This is a genomic window from Shimia sp. (genome assembly GCF_041624275.1).
GTDB lineage: Bacteria > Pseudomonadota > Alphaproteobacteria > Rhodobacterales > Rhodobacteraceae > Shimia.
Genome location: NZ_JBFJVE010000010.1, coordinates 1 through 16,281, shown reverse-complemented (window position 1 = coordinate 16,281; position 16,281 = coordinate 1). Strand labels below are relative to the sequence as shown.

The 16,281-nt window shown below is 65.4% G+C and carries 17 protein-coding genes; 9 read left to right on the top strand and 8 right to left on the bottom strand.

All coding sequences use genetic code 11. The features are described 5' to 3' along the window. Positions 1 to 4: 4 nt before the first annotated feature. From ABZD10_RS01815 to purC, 4 genes are all read right to left on the bottom strand, one after another. Positions 5 to 1,768 (bottom strand): ATP-binding protein, encoded by a 1,764-nt coding sequence (locus ABZD10_RS01815; protein WP_372884394.1) that lies wholly within the window; start codon positions 1,766 to 1,768, stop codon positions 5 to 7. Between the two features lie 37 nt (positions 1,769 to 1,805). Then, positions 1,806 to 2,474 (bottom strand): phosphoribosylformylglycinamidine synthase subunit PurQ, encoded by a 669-nt coding sequence (gene purQ, locus ABZD10_RS01810; RefSeq protein WP_372884393.1) that lies wholly within the window; start codon positions 2,472 to 2,474, stop codon positions 1,806 to 1,808. Next, on the bottom strand, positions 2,474 to 2,704 hold the full coding sequence (purS, locus tag ABZD10_RS01805; protein ID WP_372884392.1) for a phosphoribosylformylglycinamidine synthase subunit PurS: 231 nt from the start codon (positions 2,702 to 2,704) through the stop codon (positions 2,474 to 2,476). Before purS ends, purQ begins: the two co-directional genes overlap by 1 nt. A 92-nt stretch (positions 2,705 to 2,796) precedes the next feature. Then, positions 2,797 to 3,552: a phosphoribosylaminoimidazolesuccinocarboxamide synthase gene (gene purC / locus ABZD10_RS01800; RefSeq protein WP_372884391.1), complete on the bottom strand. Its 756-nt coding sequence runs from the start codon at positions 3,550 to 3,552 to the stop codon at positions 2,797 to 2,799. A gap of 157 nt (positions 3,553 to 3,709) precedes the next feature. Between purC and ABZD10_RS01795 the strand changes: the two genes are divergently transcribed. From ABZD10_RS01795 to ABZD10_RS01775, 5 genes are all read left to right on the top strand, one after another. Next, complete coding sequence (locus ABZD10_RS01795; protein WP_372884390.1) at positions 3,710 to 4,024, top strand: DUF1476 domain-containing protein; 315 nt, start codon at positions 3,710 to 3,712, stop codon at positions 4,022 to 4,024. Between the two features lie 204 nt (positions 4,025 to 4,228). Next, positions 4,229 to 5,257 (top strand): betaine--homocysteine S-methyltransferase, encoded by a 1,029-nt coding sequence (gene bmt, locus ABZD10_RS01790; RefSeq protein ID WP_372884389.1) that lies wholly within the window; start codon positions 4,229 to 4,231, stop codon positions 5,255 to 5,257. Positions 5,258 to 5,450: 193 nt separating this feature from the next. After that, positions 5,451 to 5,720 (top strand): hypothetical protein, encoded by a 270-nt coding sequence (locus ABZD10_RS01785; RefSeq protein WP_372884388.1) that lies wholly within the window; start codon positions 5,451 to 5,453, stop codon positions 5,718 to 5,720. A 311-nt stretch (positions 5,721 to 6,031) separates the two neighbouring features. Beyond that, entirely contained in the window at positions 6,032 to 6,730 is a 699-nt protein-coding gene (locus tag ABZD10_RS01780) for a corrinoid protein (protein WP_372884387.1), read from the top strand. A gap of 69 nt (positions 6,731 to 6,799) precedes the next feature. Continuing rightward, positions 6,800 to 7,438, top strand: coding sequence for a DUF1638 domain-containing protein (locus tag ABZD10_RS01775; RefSeq protein ID WP_372884386.1), 639 nt, complete (start codon positions 6,800 to 6,802; stop codon positions 7,436 to 7,438). A gap of 42 nt (positions 7,439 to 7,480) precedes the next feature. Here ABZD10_RS01775 and ABZD10_RS01770 read toward each other — a convergent pair whose 3' ends face one another. Continuing rightward, the gene (locus ABZD10_RS01770) at positions 7,481 to 8,104 is read right to left on the bottom strand and encodes a helix-turn-helix domain-containing protein (RefSeq protein WP_372884385.1); all 624 of its coding nucleotides are present in this window, start codon (positions 8,102 to 8,104) and stop codon (positions 7,481 to 7,483) included. A 64-nt stretch (positions 8,105 to 8,168) separates the two neighbouring features. Between ABZD10_RS01770 and ABZD10_RS01765 the strand changes: the two genes are divergently transcribed. Together ABZD10_RS01765 and ABZD10_RS01760 are read left to right on the top strand one after the other, a co-directional pair. Beyond that, entirely contained in the window at positions 8,169 to 9,692 is a 1,524-nt protein-coding gene (locus ABZD10_RS01765; protein ID WP_372884384.1) for a class I adenylate-forming enzyme family protein, read from the top strand. After that, positions 9,689 to 10,330, top strand: coding sequence for a DsbA family protein (locus ABZD10_RS01760; protein ID WP_372884383.1), 642 nt, complete (start codon positions 9,689 to 9,691; stop codon positions 10,328 to 10,330). Before ABZD10_RS01765 ends, ABZD10_RS01760 begins: the two co-directional genes overlap by 4 nt. Positions 10,331 to 10,390: 60 nt before the next feature. Here the strand turns inward: ABZD10_RS01760 and pgi are convergent, their stop codons facing one another. Genes pgi through zwf form a run of 3 tightly spaced genes read right to left on the bottom strand, consistent with a single transcriptional unit; the run spans position 10,391 to position 14,115 of the window. Next, positions 10,391 to 12,013, bottom strand: a complete 1,623-nt coding sequence (pgi, locus tag ABZD10_RS01755; RefSeq protein ID WP_372884382.1) for a glucose-6-phosphate isomerase — start codon at positions 12,011 to 12,013, stop codon at positions 10,391 to 10,393. Positions 12,014 to 12,016: 3 nt separating this feature from the next. Continuing rightward, positions 12,017 to 12,688 (bottom strand): 6-phosphogluconolactonase, encoded by a 672-nt coding sequence (gene pgl, locus ABZD10_RS01750; RefSeq protein ID WP_372884381.1) that lies wholly within the window; start codon positions 12,686 to 12,688, stop codon positions 12,017 to 12,019. Beyond that, on the bottom strand, positions 12,685 to 14,115 hold the full coding sequence (gene zwf, locus ABZD10_RS01745) for a glucose-6-phosphate dehydrogenase (RefSeq protein WP_372884380.1): 1,431 nt from the start codon (positions 14,113 to 14,115) through the stop codon (positions 12,685 to 12,687). Before zwf ends, pgl begins: the two co-directional genes overlap by 4 nt. 183 nt (positions 14,116 to 14,298) lie before the next feature. On the opposite strand from zwf, the gene ABZD10_RS01740 reads away from it, so the two are divergent. Together ABZD10_RS01740 and ABZD10_RS01735 are read left to right on the top strand one after the other, a co-directional pair. Continuing rightward, complete coding sequence (locus ABZD10_RS01740) at positions 14,299 to 15,240, top strand: radical SAM protein (protein WP_372884379.1); 942 nt, start codon at positions 14,299 to 14,301, stop codon at positions 15,238 to 15,240. Positions 15,241 to 15,399: 159 nt separating this feature from the next. Then, positions 15,400 to 16,281, top strand: an 882-nt coding sequence (locus ABZD10_RS01735; RefSeq protein ID WP_372884378.1) for a DNA gyrase subunit A, incomplete at its 3' end; no start/stop codon positions are given.

Sequence of the window (16,281 nt, the reverse complement as noted above, 5' to 3'; positions counted from 1 at the left end):
CGTGTTACTCCGCTGCCTCGATTTCTTCATTCAATATAGGGAGTTGAACCTCGAATACAGCCCCCCGCCCCTGCCCGTTGCGCGCCGTCAGCCGGCCGCCGAGGTCGCTGATGATCCCCGAGGAGATCGCCAGCCCCAGCCCGACACCGTCGCCGGGCTTCTTGGTGGTGAAGAAGGGCTCGAAAAGGTCGTCGAGGTTCTCGATCCCGGGGCCGTTGTCGCGCACCGACAGGGTCGCTGTCTCTCCGGCCGCCAGCATGATCTCGATCTCCGGGTCGGCCTCGCCCTTGGTGGCATCCAGCGCGTTGCGCAAGAGGTTGATGATCACCTGCTCGATGCGCAGCCGGTCGCCCATGATGCGCACCGGCAGGTCGGGCTGAATGCGGCTGATGCGCACGTGACCCTGGCGCAGCTGCGGCTCCATCATCGCCAGCGCCGAGGCCAGCGCCTCGGCCAGATCGACCGGGTGGAAATCGTCGCCGCCCTTGCGGGCATAGGATTTCAGCTGCTTGGTGATCGCCCCCATGCGCTCGATCAGGTCGTCGATGCGCTGGAACGACGACAGCGCCTCGTCGGGCCGGTTGCGGTTCAACAGCAGCCGCGCCCCGGCGAGATAGGTCTTCATCGCCGCCAGCGGCTGGTTGAGCTCGTGGCTGACGGCGGCCGACATCTCCCCCAGCGCCGCCAGCTTCGAGCTCTGCGCCAGCGACTGTTCGGCCACGGCCAGGCTTTCCTGCATCCGCTCGCGCTCGGCGATCTCGCGCTGGAGCCGCAGGTTGAGCACCCGCAGGCTGGCGCTTTCGCGCTGGAACAGCACCATGCGCAGGGTGTTCTTGCGGTTGAGCACGTAGAAGGCCAGCGCCAGCAGCACCGCGAATCCCATGATTTCCAGCGCCAGCACCGCGTTGACCTTCTCGCGCACGCTGTTGAACGAGGTGAAAGAGGTCATGCGCCAGCCGCGAAACGGGATCCGCGCGTCCTCGCGCATCACCCCCTCGCCTTGGAAATAGGCGTCGGCGGGCAGCTGCGTCCAGTCGGCGGTGGCCTGGATCGCGCGTTCGATCGCCCCCTCGGCCGGCTGGCGCCGCAGTGCCACCTCTTCGGTCAGCCCACGCCAGCGCGGCTCGGTGGCCAGGATGATCGTGCCCTGGCTGTCGGTGACGAAGAGCGCGTCGGAAATCCCCGCCCAGGCGCGTTCGAACTTGTGCAGGTCGGCCTCGACCGAGATCACCCCGATCACCTGGCCCTGGAAGTCGAGCCGCCGCGCATAGGTGAAATGATAGGCGCCGCTGTCGTTGCGCTCGGTGGTGAACACGGTGACGTTCGAGCGCAGGGCGTTGATGAAGAACTCGTTGCCGCGGTAATTGGCCCCCAGCCGGGTGCGGTCGGTGGCCGCCACGATGCGCCCGTCGGCGTCCAGCAGCATGATCGAGGCGGCGCCGATCTCCTCGACGAAAGAGATCAGCCGCGCCGTCGAAAGCGAAAAGTCGCCCGAGGTCAGCGCGTTGATCAGCGCCGGATCCTTGGCCAGCAGCTGCGGCACGATGGCGTTGCGCCGCAGCTCGGACTGCAGGTTGCCCGAATAGAGCGCCAGCCGCAGCTCGGCCCGGTTGCGGGTGTTCTGGGTGAACCGGTCGGTCAGAAAGGAATTGGTCACCCAGACCGTCACCACCGCCAGCACCAGCACCACAGCCACCACCACCCGCGCGCGCCAGTGTCCCGGGCGCGACGGCGCATCTGCGTCGGTCTGAAGCGGCAGCTGATCCATGCCCCCGAGATTACGCCCGCCGGGGCGCGGCCTCAAGTCACGCCGTCGCCAGCTGGCCCACCAGCGAGCGGAACATTGCCACCCCGTCGGTGCCGCCGTGGGCAGCGTCGGCGGCGCGCTCGGGGTGCGGCATCATGCCCAGCACGCGGCGGTTCTTGGACACCACCCCGGCGATGTCGGCCACCGACCCGTTGGGATTGTCGGTATAGCTGAAGGCGATCCGGCCCTCGCCCTGCAGCTGCGCCAGCTTGGCCTCGTCGACATAGTAGTTGCCGTCGTGATGGGCGATCGGGATGTCGATCTCCTGCCCCTTGTCATAGCCGCCGGTAAAGGCGGTCTCGGCGGTCTCGACCCGCAGCCCGACGCTGCGGCAGATGTATTTCAGCCCGGCATTGCGGCGCAGCGCCCCCGGCAGGATGCCGGTCTCGGTCAGGATCTGGAACCCGTTGCAGATCCCCAGCGCATAGCCGCCGCGCTCGGTGTGGCGCACCAGCGACTTGCAGATCGGAGAATTGGCCGCGATCGCCCCGCAGCGCAGGTAATCGCCGAAGGAAAAGCCGCCGGGCACGCCGACGATGTCCAGCCCCTGCGGCAGATCGGTGTCCTTGTGCCAGACCATGGTGACATCCATGCCGGCGCGTTCGAAGGCCACCGCGAGATCGCGGTCGCAGTTCGACCCGGGAAAAACGATGACCGCCGCCTTCATCAGAGCAGCTCCACGCGGTAGCTTTCGATCACCGTGTTGGCGAGCAGCTTCTCGCACATCTCGGTGACCGTGTCCTCGGTGCTGCCCTCGGCCAGGTCCAGCTCGATCACCTTGCCCTGGCGCACGCCCTCGACGCCGTCGAACCCGAGGCTCCCGAGCGCATGGCGCACGGCTTCGCCCTGCGGGTCCAGAACGCCATTTTTCAGCATCACGTACACACGTGCTTTCATGTCTTTCTCTCCGGCTGCAAGACAAAGCGCATCCCCGGCTTCATCTCTTCAAAAATACTCAAATTCCGCGCCCGCCCCGGGGCGCAGGGGTCTCAGTTGACCAGGGTCGGTTTCGGCCCGGTGCCGCGCGGCATCACGCCGAGGCGGCGCGCCACTTCGGCATAGGCGTCGGTCAGGCTGCCGAGGTCGCGGCGGAACACGTCCTTGTCCAGTTTCTGGCCGGTCTCGATGTCCCACAGCCGGCAGCTGTCGGGGCTGATCTCGTCGGCGACGACAAGACGCTGGAAATCGCCCTCGTAGACGCGGCCGATCTCGATCTTGAAATCCACCAGCTTGATGCCGACGCCATACATCACGCCCGACAGGAAATCGTTGACCCGCAGCGCCAGGCCGAGAATGTCGTCCATGTCCTGCTGGCTGGCCCAGCCGAAGGCGGCGATATGTTCCTCGGTGACCAGCGGATCCCCCAGGGCGTCGTCCTTGTAGCAATATTCGACGATCGGGCGCGGCAGCTGGGTGCCCTCGTCGACGCCGAGCCGCTTGCTCATCGAGCCGGCGGCGAAGTTGCGCACGATGACCTCGAGCGGGATGATCTCGCAGGAGCGCACCAGCTGCTCGCGCATGTTCAGCCGCTTCAGGAAATGGGTCGGCACGCCGATCTGGTTGAGCCCGGTCATGAAATATTCCGACAGGCGGTTGTTGAGCGCGCCCTTGCCGTCGATGACATCCTTCTTCTCGGCGTTGAACGCGGTCGCGTCGTCCTTGAAGTACTGCACGATCGTGCCCGGCTCGGGGCCTTCGAACAGAATCTTGGCCTTGCCTTCGTAAATCTTCTTCCCACGCGCCATCGAGGTCTCTTTCCTGTCTGCCGGGGCCGACTCCCCGCTTTCTGGCGCCCTCATAATCCATGGGCGGCATTGTCGCAAGCGTGCCCCGCCCCCTTGCGGCATGCGGTCCTCATGTGCATACAAGAGCCAACACCAACATTTGCAAGGGAATCCGCAGATGACCACCTTTGATGATCGCGAACACGCATTCGAAGCCAAATTTGCCCATGACGAGGAAATGAAGTTCAAGGCCGAGGCCCGCGCCAACAAGCTGCTTGGCCTCTGGGCCGCGGAAACCCTTGGCAAATCCGGCGCCGAGGCGGAAGCCTATGCCAAAACCGTCGTCATCGCCGATTTCGAGGAAGCCGGTCACGAGGATGTGGTGCGCAAGGTCGTCGCCGATCTCGAGGGCACCATCACCTCGCAGGCAATCCGCGAGAAACGCGCCGAACTGCTGCTGATCGCCAAGCAGCAGATCGTCAACGAAGTCTGATCCGGCACTTTACCTGCAAAAGCGATTCGCGGGCCCTTCGGGGCCCGCTTTGCTGTCCGGCGCAGGCCGCCGGCGCCGCGGGGCACCCGGCCGTGCGCGTGATCACCTCATAATCACCATGAGCCGAATAGGATTGCCATCACCGCGACCGCGTGACAGACAGGCGCGCAAAGGGGGCCACAAGTGGCAAGAAGGAGTTTCCCGATGAGCGATGCCCTGTCCAAGATGCTGGAACGCCGCGACTGGATCATGGCCGACGGCGCGACCGGCACCAACCTGTTCAACATGGGTCTGAGTTCGGGCGACGCGCCGGAACTCTGGAACGAACAGCATCCCGACCGGATCAAGCAGCTTTACAGCCTGGCGGTCGACAATGGCAGCGACCTGTTCCTGACCAATTCCTTCGGCGGCAACGCGGCGCGGCTCAAGCTGCACGAGGCCGGCCACCGCGCCCGCGAGCTGTCGCGCATCGCCGCCGAACTGGGCCGCGAGGTCGCCGATGCCAGCGGCCGCACCGTGATCGTCGCCGGCTCTGTCGGCCCGACCGGGGAGATCATGCAGCCGGTGGGCGCGCTGAGCCACGCCGAGGCGGTCGAGATCTTCCACGAGCAGGCCGAGGGCCTGAAAGAGGGCGGCGCCGACGTGCTGTGGCTGGAAACCATTTCCGCCCCCGAGGAATACCGCGCCGCCGCCGAGGCCTTTGCGCTGGCCGGCATGCCGTGGTGCGGCACGATGAGCTTCGACACCGCCGGGCGCACCATGATGGGCGTGACCTCGCAGGACATGGTGCAGCTGGTCGAGAGCCTGCCCAACCCGCCGCTGGCCTATGGCGCCAACTGCGGCACCGGTGCCTCGGACCTGCTGCGCACGGTGCTGGGCTTTGCCGCGCAGGGCGCCGAACGTCCGATCATCGCCAAGGGCAATGCCGGGATTCCCAAATATGTCGATGGCCATATCCATTACGACGGCACCCCCGAGCTGATGGGGGAATACGCGGTGATGGCGCGCAACTGCGGCGCCCGGATCATCGGTGGCTGCTGCGGCACCATGCCCGAGCATCTGGCGGCGATGCGCCGGGCGCTGGAAAACAGCGAGGCCGGCCCCCGCCCGACGCTGGAACAGATCACCGACGTCCTCGGCCCCTTTTCCTCGGCCGGTGACGGCACCGGCAAAGACGCAGGCCCGGCGCCGCGCCGGGGTGGGGGCGGCCGCCGCCGGCGCACCAGCAGCTGAGCCCACGGCCAATACCGCAGAACAACGGCGCCGCCCCGGCAAGGGCGGCGCCTTTTTGCTGCGACGCACTGACGCCGCTTGACCTAGATCAGTGCCGCCGCCCCCGCCGCCGTTCCAAGCTGGCCTTGCCGGCCGGGCGAGGACGGCTGCGATCAGCGCAGCTTCGACGGGAGAGCCGGCGAAGGAGACGACCATGAGCATATTGTTTGACAAGATGACCCCCGCAGCGCGCGAGCTGGCCGAGGAGAAACTGCGCGAAGACGGGGTTCTGGCCCCGGATGCGCCGCTGGAATACGCCTTCGAGGTGCTGCCCTCGGAAATCGCGGCGCTGGAACAGGCGCGGCAGGAATTCGACGAGAAGATCGCCGCCTGCAACACCGACGATCACATCGCGCTGGCGGCGCTGGCCATCGCCAAGGCGCGCCGCGTCGCCGAAGCCATCGCGGCGATGGAAAAGGGCTAGATCGCCCGCCATCGGCCGGCGCGTTGCCGCGCGCCGACGGACCGGATCGTCGACGCCTCCGAACGGCCGCTGGGGCCGTTCCGGAGCATTGCGCCCTGCGGCCGTGCCAATGGCCCTGACGCTCTTGCGGTCATGTGCCGCGGCTCAGCATCTGCATGAGAAATTTTCATTGGAAGCCCGGATTATCGCCGTGTTAAGTCGGTCCGAGCTTCGCCTATGTCGTAATTTTGACAGTCGGGCCACCGGAAAAAGAGCAAGTGTTGAAAAACACCGTGATACCGGCACTCAAGCCGGACAGCAGAGGAACGCCCATGTCGGAAGAAGACGATATCATCCTGTCGGAACTGGACGACGAAGAACTGGTCCAGCAGATGTTCGACGATCTCTACGACGGTCTCAAGGAAGAGATCGAAGAAGGGGTGAACATCCTGCTTGAACGCGGCTGGACGCCGTATGACATTCTCACCAAGGCGCTGGTTGGCGGCATGACCATCGTCGGCGCAGATTTCCGCGACGGCATCCTCTTCGTCCCCGAGGTGCTGCTGGCGGCCAACGCGATGAAGGGTGGCATGTCGATCCTGAAGCCGCTTCTGGCCGAAACCGGTGCACCGCGCGTCGGCAAGATGGTCATCGGCACCGTCAAGGGCGACATCCACGACATCGGCAAGAACCTGGTGTCGATGATGATGGAAGGCGCCGGCTTCGAGGTCGTCGACCTTGGCATCAACAACCCGGTCGAGAACTATCTCGAGGCGCTGGAGAACGAGAAACCCGACATCCTCGGCATGTCGGCGCTGCTGACCACCACCATGCCCTACATGAAGGTGGTCATCGACACCCTGGTCGAACAGGGCGTGCGCGACGACTATGTGGTGCTGGTCGGCGGGGCGCCGCTGAACGAGGAATTCGGCAAGGCGATCGGCGCCGACGCCTATTGCCGCGACGCCGCGGTCGCGGTGGAAACCGCCAAGGAACTGGTCGGTCGCAAGCACAACCAGATGGCGGGCTGATCCGGTCGGACAGTCACATTAGGAAGGCCCGCCAACCCACTGGCGGGCCTTTTGTTTCAGGAGACGCCCATGACCCTGCCCAGCGATAGGGAACTGACCGAGACCGGGCTTGAACCCGCCCGGGGGACCGGCCGCATCCTGTTGCTGGCCTGCGGTGCGCTGGCGCGCGAGATCATCGCGCTGCGCGAGGCCAATGGCTGGCAGCACATGGACCTCACCTGCCTGCCTGCGATCCTGCATGTCCACCCCGAAAAGATCGCCGGCGCGGTGCGCGAGGCGGTGCTGCGGCACCAGGCGGATTACGACGAGATCTTCGTGGTCTATGCCGATTGCGGCACCGGCGGGCAGCTGCGCGCGACCTGCGAGGCGCTCGGGGTGGCCATGGTCGAAGGCCCCCATTGCTACAGTTTCTTCGAGGGCAACGCGCGTTTCGAGGCCCTCAGCCAAGACGAGTTCGACGCCTTCTACCTGACCGATTTCCTGGTCCGCCAGTTCGATGCCTTCGTCTGGAAACCGATGGGGCTCGACCGTCACCCGGACCTGCGCGACATGTATTTCGCCAATTACACCAAGCTGGTCTATCAGGCGCAGACTGAAGACGAAGAGCTGACGCGCAAGGCCCGCGACTGCGCCGATCGGCTGGGGCTGGCCTTCGAGCGGCGCTTTACCGGCTACGGCGAACTCGCCACCGCGCTGGCGGCCCTCTGAGGCGCCCGCAACGACTGCTGTTTTCATTTTTATTACAGTAATTTAGGCCAAAGAAGTCACCCAGAGGATCATCGCGTCCTCCTGCGAGACCGAGACCACGTTATGGCCCATCGTGCCGTCGTAATAGGCGCTGTCGCCGCGCCGCATCTCGACCGGTTCGTAAAACTCGGTATAGAGCCGGATCACCCCGGTCAGCACATAGAGAAACTCCTCGCCGTCATGGCGCACCCAGCCGTCGAACTCTTCCATCGCGCGCGCGCGCACCCGGGCGCGATAGGGCAGCATGGTCTTCTTGGTCAGGGTCTCGGCCAGCAGCTCGTGTTCATAGGTGACGGTGGCCTGACGCACGCCCTCGCCATCCTTGACCACCGACATGCGGCCATTGACCTGGCCCTTCTGCGGCGGCGTGAACAGTTGCGGCACCGAAATCTCCAGCCCCACCGCCACCTTTTTCAGCGCGTCGTAGGTCGGCGACATCTGGCCGTTCTCGATCTTGGACAGGGTCGAACGGGCCAGCCCGGCCTGGCTTGCCGCCTGTTCCAGCGTCCAGTTGCGCGCCTTGCGCAATTCGCGCACCCGCAACCCGAGGTCGAGCGGCTCCACATGGTCGTGGCGCCCGCTTTCGCGCGCCACCCGGATCAGGGATTCTGGGGTCTTGTCGGTCATGGGTCTTTCTATCCCTCTCGCCCCCTCTCTTGCAACTGCGCCGGGGGCGCAATACCAAGGCGCCATGCTATCGATTTTCGACAAGGGGGCTTTCGCCCCTCCGCCCGCCCCGTTCAACATGGCCGCCCATGTGCTGCGCCATGCCGAGAATCTGGCCGACAAGACGGCGCTTGCGGTGATGTCGCAGGACAAGGCCGAGACCTGGAGCTACCGCCGGCTCGAGGCCGCGGTGCGGGGCACCGGCGCCGGGTTGCTGGCCGCCGGGATGACGCCCGGAGACCGGGTGCTGATGCGGCTGGGCAATACGGTCGAGTTCCCGATCGCCTATCTCGGGGCGATCGCCGTCGGGCTGGTGCCGGCACCGACCTCGGCGCAGCTGACCGAACCCGAGGTCGCGCGGATGATCGCCGAACTGTCGCCAGCGGCGATCCTGCGCGACCCCGAGATCGCCTGCCCCGCGACGCCGGACATTCCGCAGCTGTCGCTGGAAGCGCTGGAAGAGATGCGCGGCCTTGCGCCCGCCGCCTACCAGATGGGCGATGCGAACCGGCTGGGCTATATCATCTATACCTCGGGCACCTCGGGCACGCCGCGTGCGGTCTGCCATGCGCACCGGGCGATCTGGGCCCGCCAGATGATGCATCAGGACTGGTACGGGCTGGGCCGCGACGACCGGCTGATGCATGCCGGCGCCTTCAACTGGACCTATACCCTGGGCACCGGGCTGATGGACCCCTGGTCGGTCGGGGCGACGGCGCTGATCCCGGCGCGGGGCGTCGACATCGCCGCGCTGCCGCAGCTTCTGGCAGGGTACAGGGCGACCATCTTTGCCGCCGCGCCCGGGGTCTATCGCAAGCTGCTGTCGGATCATCCCGACATCCATCTGCCGGATCTGCGCCACGGGCTGGCGGCCGGCGAGAAACTGTCCGACACGATCCGCGACGACTGGCACCAGGCCACCGGCACCGCGCTTTACGAAGCCTACGGCATGTCGGAATGCTCGACTCCGATCTCGGCCAGCCCCGCCTGCCCGGCCAATCCCGGCGCGCTCGGCAAGCCGCAGCATGGGCGTCGCATCGCCCTGGTCGATGATGCGGGAACCCCGGTGCCGCTGGGCGAGGAAGGCGTGATCGCCATCGACCGCGGCGACCCCGGGCTGATGCTGGAATACTGGGGGGCCGGCGAAGAAACCCGCGCAAGGTTCCGCGGCCCGTGGTTCCTGACCGGCGACCGCGCCACCATGGACGGCGACTTCCATATCCACTACGCCGGGCGCGCCGACGACATGATGAATGCCGGCGGCTACCGGGTCTCGCCGCTCGAGGTCGAGGCGGCGCTGGCGCGGTTTCCGGGCATCGAAGAGGTCGGGGTCACCGATGTCGAGATCAAGAAGGATGCCCGCATCATCGCCGCCTTTTACACCAGCGCCCATGCGCTGGACGAGACCGCTCTGGCCGCCCATGCACAGGCCAGCCTGGCGCGCTACAAGCAGCCGCGCCTGTTCCGCCGTCTGCCCCGCCTGCCGCGCAACCCCAACGGCAAGCTCAGCCGCCGCGCCCTACGTGAAGAATTCGAGGCAACACAATGATAAAACTTGATATTCTATCTGACCCAATCTGCCCCTGGTGCTATATCGGCAAGACCCGCCTTGAACGGGCGCTGGCGGCCGAGCCCGACCACCCTTTCGCGATCGAGTGGCATCCCTTCCAGCTCAACCCCGAGATGCCGCCCGAAGGCATGGACCGCCGCGCCTATCTCGAGGCCAAGTTCGGCGGCCGGGAGAACGCGGTGCGGGTCTATGGCGAGATCGAAAGACATGCCACCGAAGAGGGGCTGGAGCTGGATTTCGGCGCCATCAAGCGCACGCCGAACACCATCGATGCCCATCGCCTGATCCACTGGGCCGGCATCGAGGGCAAGCAGGACGCCGTCGTCGATGCCCTATTCCGGGCCTATTTCCGCGAGGGGCGCGACATCGGCAACGGCGAGGTGCTGTGCGATCTTGCCGATGGCGCCGGGCTTGACGCTTCGGTGATCGGCAAGCTGCTGAAATCGGACTCCGACCGCCAGATGATCCGCGACCGCGACGCCCACAGCCGCAAGATGGGAGTCGATTCGGTGCCCACTTTCATCGTCGACAACCGGCACGCGGTGCCGGGGGCGCAGTCGAGTGAGCTGTGGCTCAAGGTGATCCGCGAGCTGAAACAGGGCCAGGGCACATCTTGACCCCGGCGCAGCCTTCACCCCGCTGCCGGCCCCTCTGCCACGGATGATCGGCGCCGGGCCTCAGGAGGACGCGCCGGGGCCCTTCATGATGTGATCGAGCAAGAGCCGCGTCGATCCCGAGATATCCTGCGGCACATCCCCTCCCGAAAGCGCCGGCACCAGCGAGGCCGCCATTTCCTTGCCCAGTTCGACCCCCCATTGATCGAAAGGGTTGAGGCCGAGAATGGCGGCTTCGACAAAGACCCGGTGTTCGTACAATGCGATGATCTGTCCGAGGACGAAGGGCGTCAGCCTGGGATAGAGAAGCGTGGTCGAAGGGCGGTTGCCGGTACAGACGCGATGGGGCGCCAAAGCCCGCGCATGACCTTCGGAAAACCCCTTTTGCACCAATTGCTTGGCCGCCTCTTCAAATGTACGCCCCCTGAGCAGCGCCTCGGATTGGGCAAGGCAGTTGCCCAACAGGGCCCGGTGATGGTCGGCAAGATCGGCCTCGTGGCCCTCGACCCCGGCGAGAAACTCCACCGGCACCACCTCGCGGCCCTGGTGCAGAAGCTGGAAGAACGCGTGCTGGCCATTGGTGCCCGGCGCGCCCCAGACCACCGGACCGCCACCTGCGGCCAGCGGCGCATTGTTCAGCCCGACATCCTTGCCGTTTGATTCCATCTCGAGCTGTTGCAGATAGGCCGGCAGCCGCGCCAGCCGCGCCTCGTAGGGGCATACCGCCCGGGTCGGATGGCCGCAGACCTTGTGATGCCACAGCCCGACCAGCGCCAGAAGGACCGGCAGGTTGCGGGCGGGTTCGGCGGTGGCGAAATGAAGGTCCATCGCCCGCCCCCCACGCAGGAAGTCGGCGAAGTTCCCGGGCCCGATCGCCAGCATCAACGACAGGCCGATCGGGCCCCAGATCGAATAACGCCCCCCTACCCAGTCCTCAAACCCGAAGATGTTTTCCGGTGAGATTCCAAATTCTTGCGCCTCGTTCCTAGCCGTCGAAATGGCCACGAACTGGCGCTGCGGGTCGCCACCATGCGCCGCCATCCAGTGCCGCGCGGCGCGGGCATTCATCATGGTTTCCTGGGTGGTGAAAGTCTTGGAGGCGACGATGACCAATGTCCTTGGCGCCTCGAGGCCGCGCAGCCGGTCGTGCAGATCGGCGCCATCGACATTCGACACAAAGTGGCAGCGCGGCCCGTCGGCATAGGGCAGCAGCGCCTCGTGACTCATCGCCGGCCCGAGATCGGAGCCGCCGATGCCGATGTTGACCACATCCGTGATCGGGCCGCCGCTGCCCTGCCACGCGCCGCTGCGCAGCCCGTCGGCAAAGGCCCTCTGGCGCGCATAGACCTGCCGCGAACTGGCGAGAATGTCTTCGCCGGCCACCCGGAAAGCGGCCGGATCCTCTTCGCCGAGACACCGCAGCGCACTGTGCAACGCCGGCCGGTTCTCGGTCGTGTTGACCCGCTCGCCGCGCAGCATGGCATCGCGTTTCGGCACCACCCCGCGCTGCTCGACCAGAGCCATGAGTGCGGCCAGCGCCTCGGCGTCGATGCCGGTCTTGGAAAAATCCAGCAGCAGCCCGTCGGCGCGGGCCGAGAAAGCCTTGGCGCGATCTGGGTCGCGAAACAGGTCAGCCAGCGGGGTGTTTTTTGTTTTTGAATGAATTTTCAGTAATTTGGAAAACATACTTCACTTTGTCCAATGTACGGTAATATCGTCCAGAACCGCCCGTATCGGCGCCTCTTTCGGCGGCAGGTGGCGGGCTTTGTCCAGCGCGGCGCGCTTGTCTTCTCCGAGGATCAGAAGATGCTTGGACACGGCCGCGTTCAGCACCCGGGCGCTGAAGGTGACACGCGCTTCGGGCTGGCTGTCGGGGCGCATCGGCAGCAGCATCGGCGCGTCGGGCGCCAGCGCCGCCGCGAGGCCCGGTGCGCCGGGAAACAGCGAGGCGGTGTGCATGTCCGCCCCCATCCCCAGCAGCGCCACGTCCAGCGGCAGCTCGGGCAGGATCATCGCCTCCAGTTCGGCCAGCACCTCTTCGGGTTCATGCGCCGGGGCGAACAATGGCAGGAACCGCGCCGCTGCCGCGCGGCCGGTCAGCAGCCTTTCCTTGATCAGGCGGGCGTTCGATCGCGGATGATCCTCGGGCACCCAGCGCTCGTCGGTCAGCACCACGTCGACCCGCGACCAGTCGATATCGGCAGCGCTGAGATCGTCGAAGACCGGCCCCGGAGAGCTGCCGCCCGGCACCGCGAAACAGACCCGGTCCTCGTGGTGCAGGGCCTCGGCCAATTCATCCGCAAGAATGTTGGCAAGGTCGATGGCCAGCATTTCGGCATCGGGATAGCTACAGAGGTTCACCCGTCGATCCCCCGCCATTCGCGCCCGTCGCGCCGCAGCAACTGCAACGCCCCGTCGGGCCCGGAGGTGAAGGCATCATAGGGCTTTGGCACGTCGCCCCGGGCCTCCCAGCCGCGGATGATCGGGTCGGTCCATGCCCAGGCGGCTTCGACTTCGTCATTGCGCATGAACAGCGTCTGGTTGCCCCGGATCACATCCATGATCAGCCGCTCGTAGGCGTCCGGCGCATCCGCGCCCGGCCCCAGCGCCTCGGCAAAGCTCATGTCCAGCGGCACGTCGATCAACTGCATCCCGCCCTGTCCCGGTTTCTTGATCGTCACGTCAAGGGTGATCCCCTCATTGGGTTGCAGCTGGATGGTCAGCTCGTTGTTGTGGCGCCCGGCATCTTGCCCAAAGATCGAGTGCGGCGTGTCCTTGAACACCACGGTGATCTGGCTGTCGCGGTTCTTCAGCCGCTTTCCGGTGCGCAGGTAGAAGGGCGTTCCGGCCCATCGCCAGTTGCTGAGGTGGCATTTCAGGGCGATGAAGCTTTCAGTCTTGGAGCGGGGGTTGTCGACCTCGTCCCGAAACCCGGCGCAACCGTCGGCCTGGGTATACTGGCCGCGCACGATATGGTGCGGCTCGACCGGGTCCAGTGCCCGGATCACCTTCAATTTCTCGTCCCGCACCGCGTCGGGTTCGAATTTCGCCGGCGGCTCCATCGCGATCAGGCACAGGAGCTGCATCAGGTGGTTCTGCATCATGTCGCGCATCGCCCCGGCCTTTTCGTAATAGGCCCCGCGCCCGCCGATGCCGACGGTTTCGGCAACGGTGATCTGGATATGGTCGATATACTGCGAGTTCCACAGGGGTTCGAACAGCATGTTGCCGAAACGCACCGCCATCAGGTTCTGCACCGTTTCCTTGCCCAGGTAATGGTCGATGCGATAGATCTGCCGTTCGTCGAAATGGCTGCACAGCACCCTGTTCAGCGCCCGCGCGGTGTCGAGATCATGGCCAAAGGGTTTCTCGACCACGATGCGGCTGTCTTCGGTGACCAGACCATGGGCATGCAGCCTTTCGGCCAGATCCTTGAACAGCCCCGGGCCGACCGAGAAATAGAAAGCCCGGATGCAGGCCGGATCAAGCATTTCCGCAAGCTCTTGCCAGCCCGCGTCGCCACGCGCATCGAAAGGCACATAGGTGATCTGGCGAAGGAACTGGGCAAGCTCGTCCTTGCCGACCGCACCGCCGAACTCGGCCACCGCGTCGCTTACGAAGCGGCGGTACTCGGCGCTGGACATGTCGCTGCGCGCAGCGCCGATCAGCCGCGACGGCTCGGGCATCTGCCCGGCACAGAATCGTTTGAACAGGGCCGGCAGGATCTTGCGCCGCGCCAGATCCCCGGTGCCGCCGAATACGACAAGCTCGAACGCTTTGTCCGTCATCTCCGGGGACTGCATCGTTTTTCACCCTCTCAACCTGAAAGACACCGATGGCGCTAGCGCATCGGCGTCCCGTTCGCTGCGAGTTTATCATTGCGGTGGCGCATCACAACTGTGTCAGCGCCCGCATTTGCGGTTTTCCGTCGCAAGCCGGTCGGCTAGCAATGACAAAACGGGAAAATGCGCATGAAAGATCAGGTAAACGCGGGAAAATTTCACGACCCCGAGACCACGGCGGCCGGAGCCCAACGCGCGCGGGTGCGCCTCGAGTCGCCGCGGACGCTGTGGTTCAACACCGGCACCCTGTGCAATATCGAATGCCGCAACTGCTATATCCTGTCCTCGCCCAGCAACGACGCGCTGGTCTATCTTTGCGAAGCCGAAGTGACGGACTATCTCGACCAGATCCAAGAGGCGCAATGGCCGGTCCGGGAAATCGGCTTTACCGGCGGTGAGCCCTACATGAACCCGGAGATGCCGGCACTGATCGAACGGGCGCTGGAGCGCGGCTACGAGGTGCTGGTGCTGACCAATGCCATGCAGCCGCTGATGCGCCCCCGCGTACAGAAGGCGCTTGTGGCGCTGAACGCGCGATATGGCGACCGGCTGACCCATCGGGTTTCGGTCGACCACTGGACCGCCGAGGGCCATGACGCAGTGCGCGGCAAGGGCAGTTTCGATCTGACGCTCAAGGGCATGCGATGGCTCGGCGCCGAAGGCTTCCGGATCACGCTGGCCGGGCGCAGCCTGTGGCGGGAAACCGAGGCCGAAGCCCGGCGGCACTATGGCGATCTGATCGCCGCACATGGGTTCGACATCGACCCGCTGAACCCCGCTGAAACGGTGATTTTCCCCGAAATCGACGAAACCGTCGAGGTGCCCGAGATTTCTACCGACTGCTGGGGCATCCTCGGCAAGTCGCCCTCGGATGTGATGTGCGCCTCGTCGCGGATGGTGGTCAAGCGCAGGGGGGCCGACACCCCCAGCGTCGTCGCCTGCACGCTCTTGCCCTATGATCCGCGCTTTGACCTTGGCCGAACCCTGCGCGAGGCCGAGGCCGAGGTGGCGCTCAACCATCCCAACTGCGCCAAGTTCTGCGTCCTCGGCGGCGCCAGCTGCTCGGGCTGAGCGGCGGCTGGACGGTCCCCGTCCTGCCGGCAGGAATCCCCGCCCCGGGCGCGCCCCGGCCCGACAGGCTTATCTTCGCCTCAAGCATTGCCCCAAAATGCCGTGGCTGATATAAGCCTCGCAGCAAGAAACGTCCGCCAGACAGAAGCGAGCCACTACGTGAGCGATACGCCAGAATCCCCTGAAAATAATGAAGAAATCGTGCATGAGTTCATGCACCATGACGGCCCTTCGGTCAGCATCGAAGACGAGATGCGCACCTCCTATCTCGACTATGCGATGAGCGTCATCGTGAGTCGGGCGATTCCCGACCTGCGCGACGGGTTGAAACCGGTTCACCGGCGGATCCTCTATGCCATGCACGAGACCGGCAACAGCCATGAAAAACCCTATCGCAAGTCGGCCCGTCCGGTCGGCGACGTGATGGGTAAGTACCACCCGCATGGCGACAGCGCGATCTATGACGCCCTGGTGCGCATGGCGCAGGATTTCTCGATGTCGCTGCCGCTCTTGGACGGTCAGGGCAACTTCGGCTCGATGGACGGCGACAACCCGGCGGCGATGCGCTATACCGAGGTGCGGATGGACAAGCCGGCGGCCTTCGTGCTGGCCGACATCGAAAAAGACACGGTCGATTTTCAGGACAACTACGACGGCAAGGACAAGGAACCCACGGTGCTGCCGTCGCGGTTCCCGAACATGCTGGTCAATGGCGCCGGCGGCATCGCGGTGGGAATGGCGACCAATATCCCGCCGCACAACCTGGGCGAGGTCTGCGACGCCACGCTGGCGCTGATCGACGATCCCGACCTCACCAGCGAACAGCTGATCCAATATGTGCCCGGCCCCGACTTTCCCACCGGCGGCCTCATGCTGGGCCGCTCGGGGGCGCGCAAAGCCTATCTCGAGGGGCGCGGCAGCGTCATCATCCGCTCCAAGACCCGGGTCGAGGAGATCCGCAAGGACCGCTATGCCATCGTTATCGACGAGATCCCCTATCAGGTGAACAAGGCCTCGATGATCGAGAAGATCGCCGAGCAG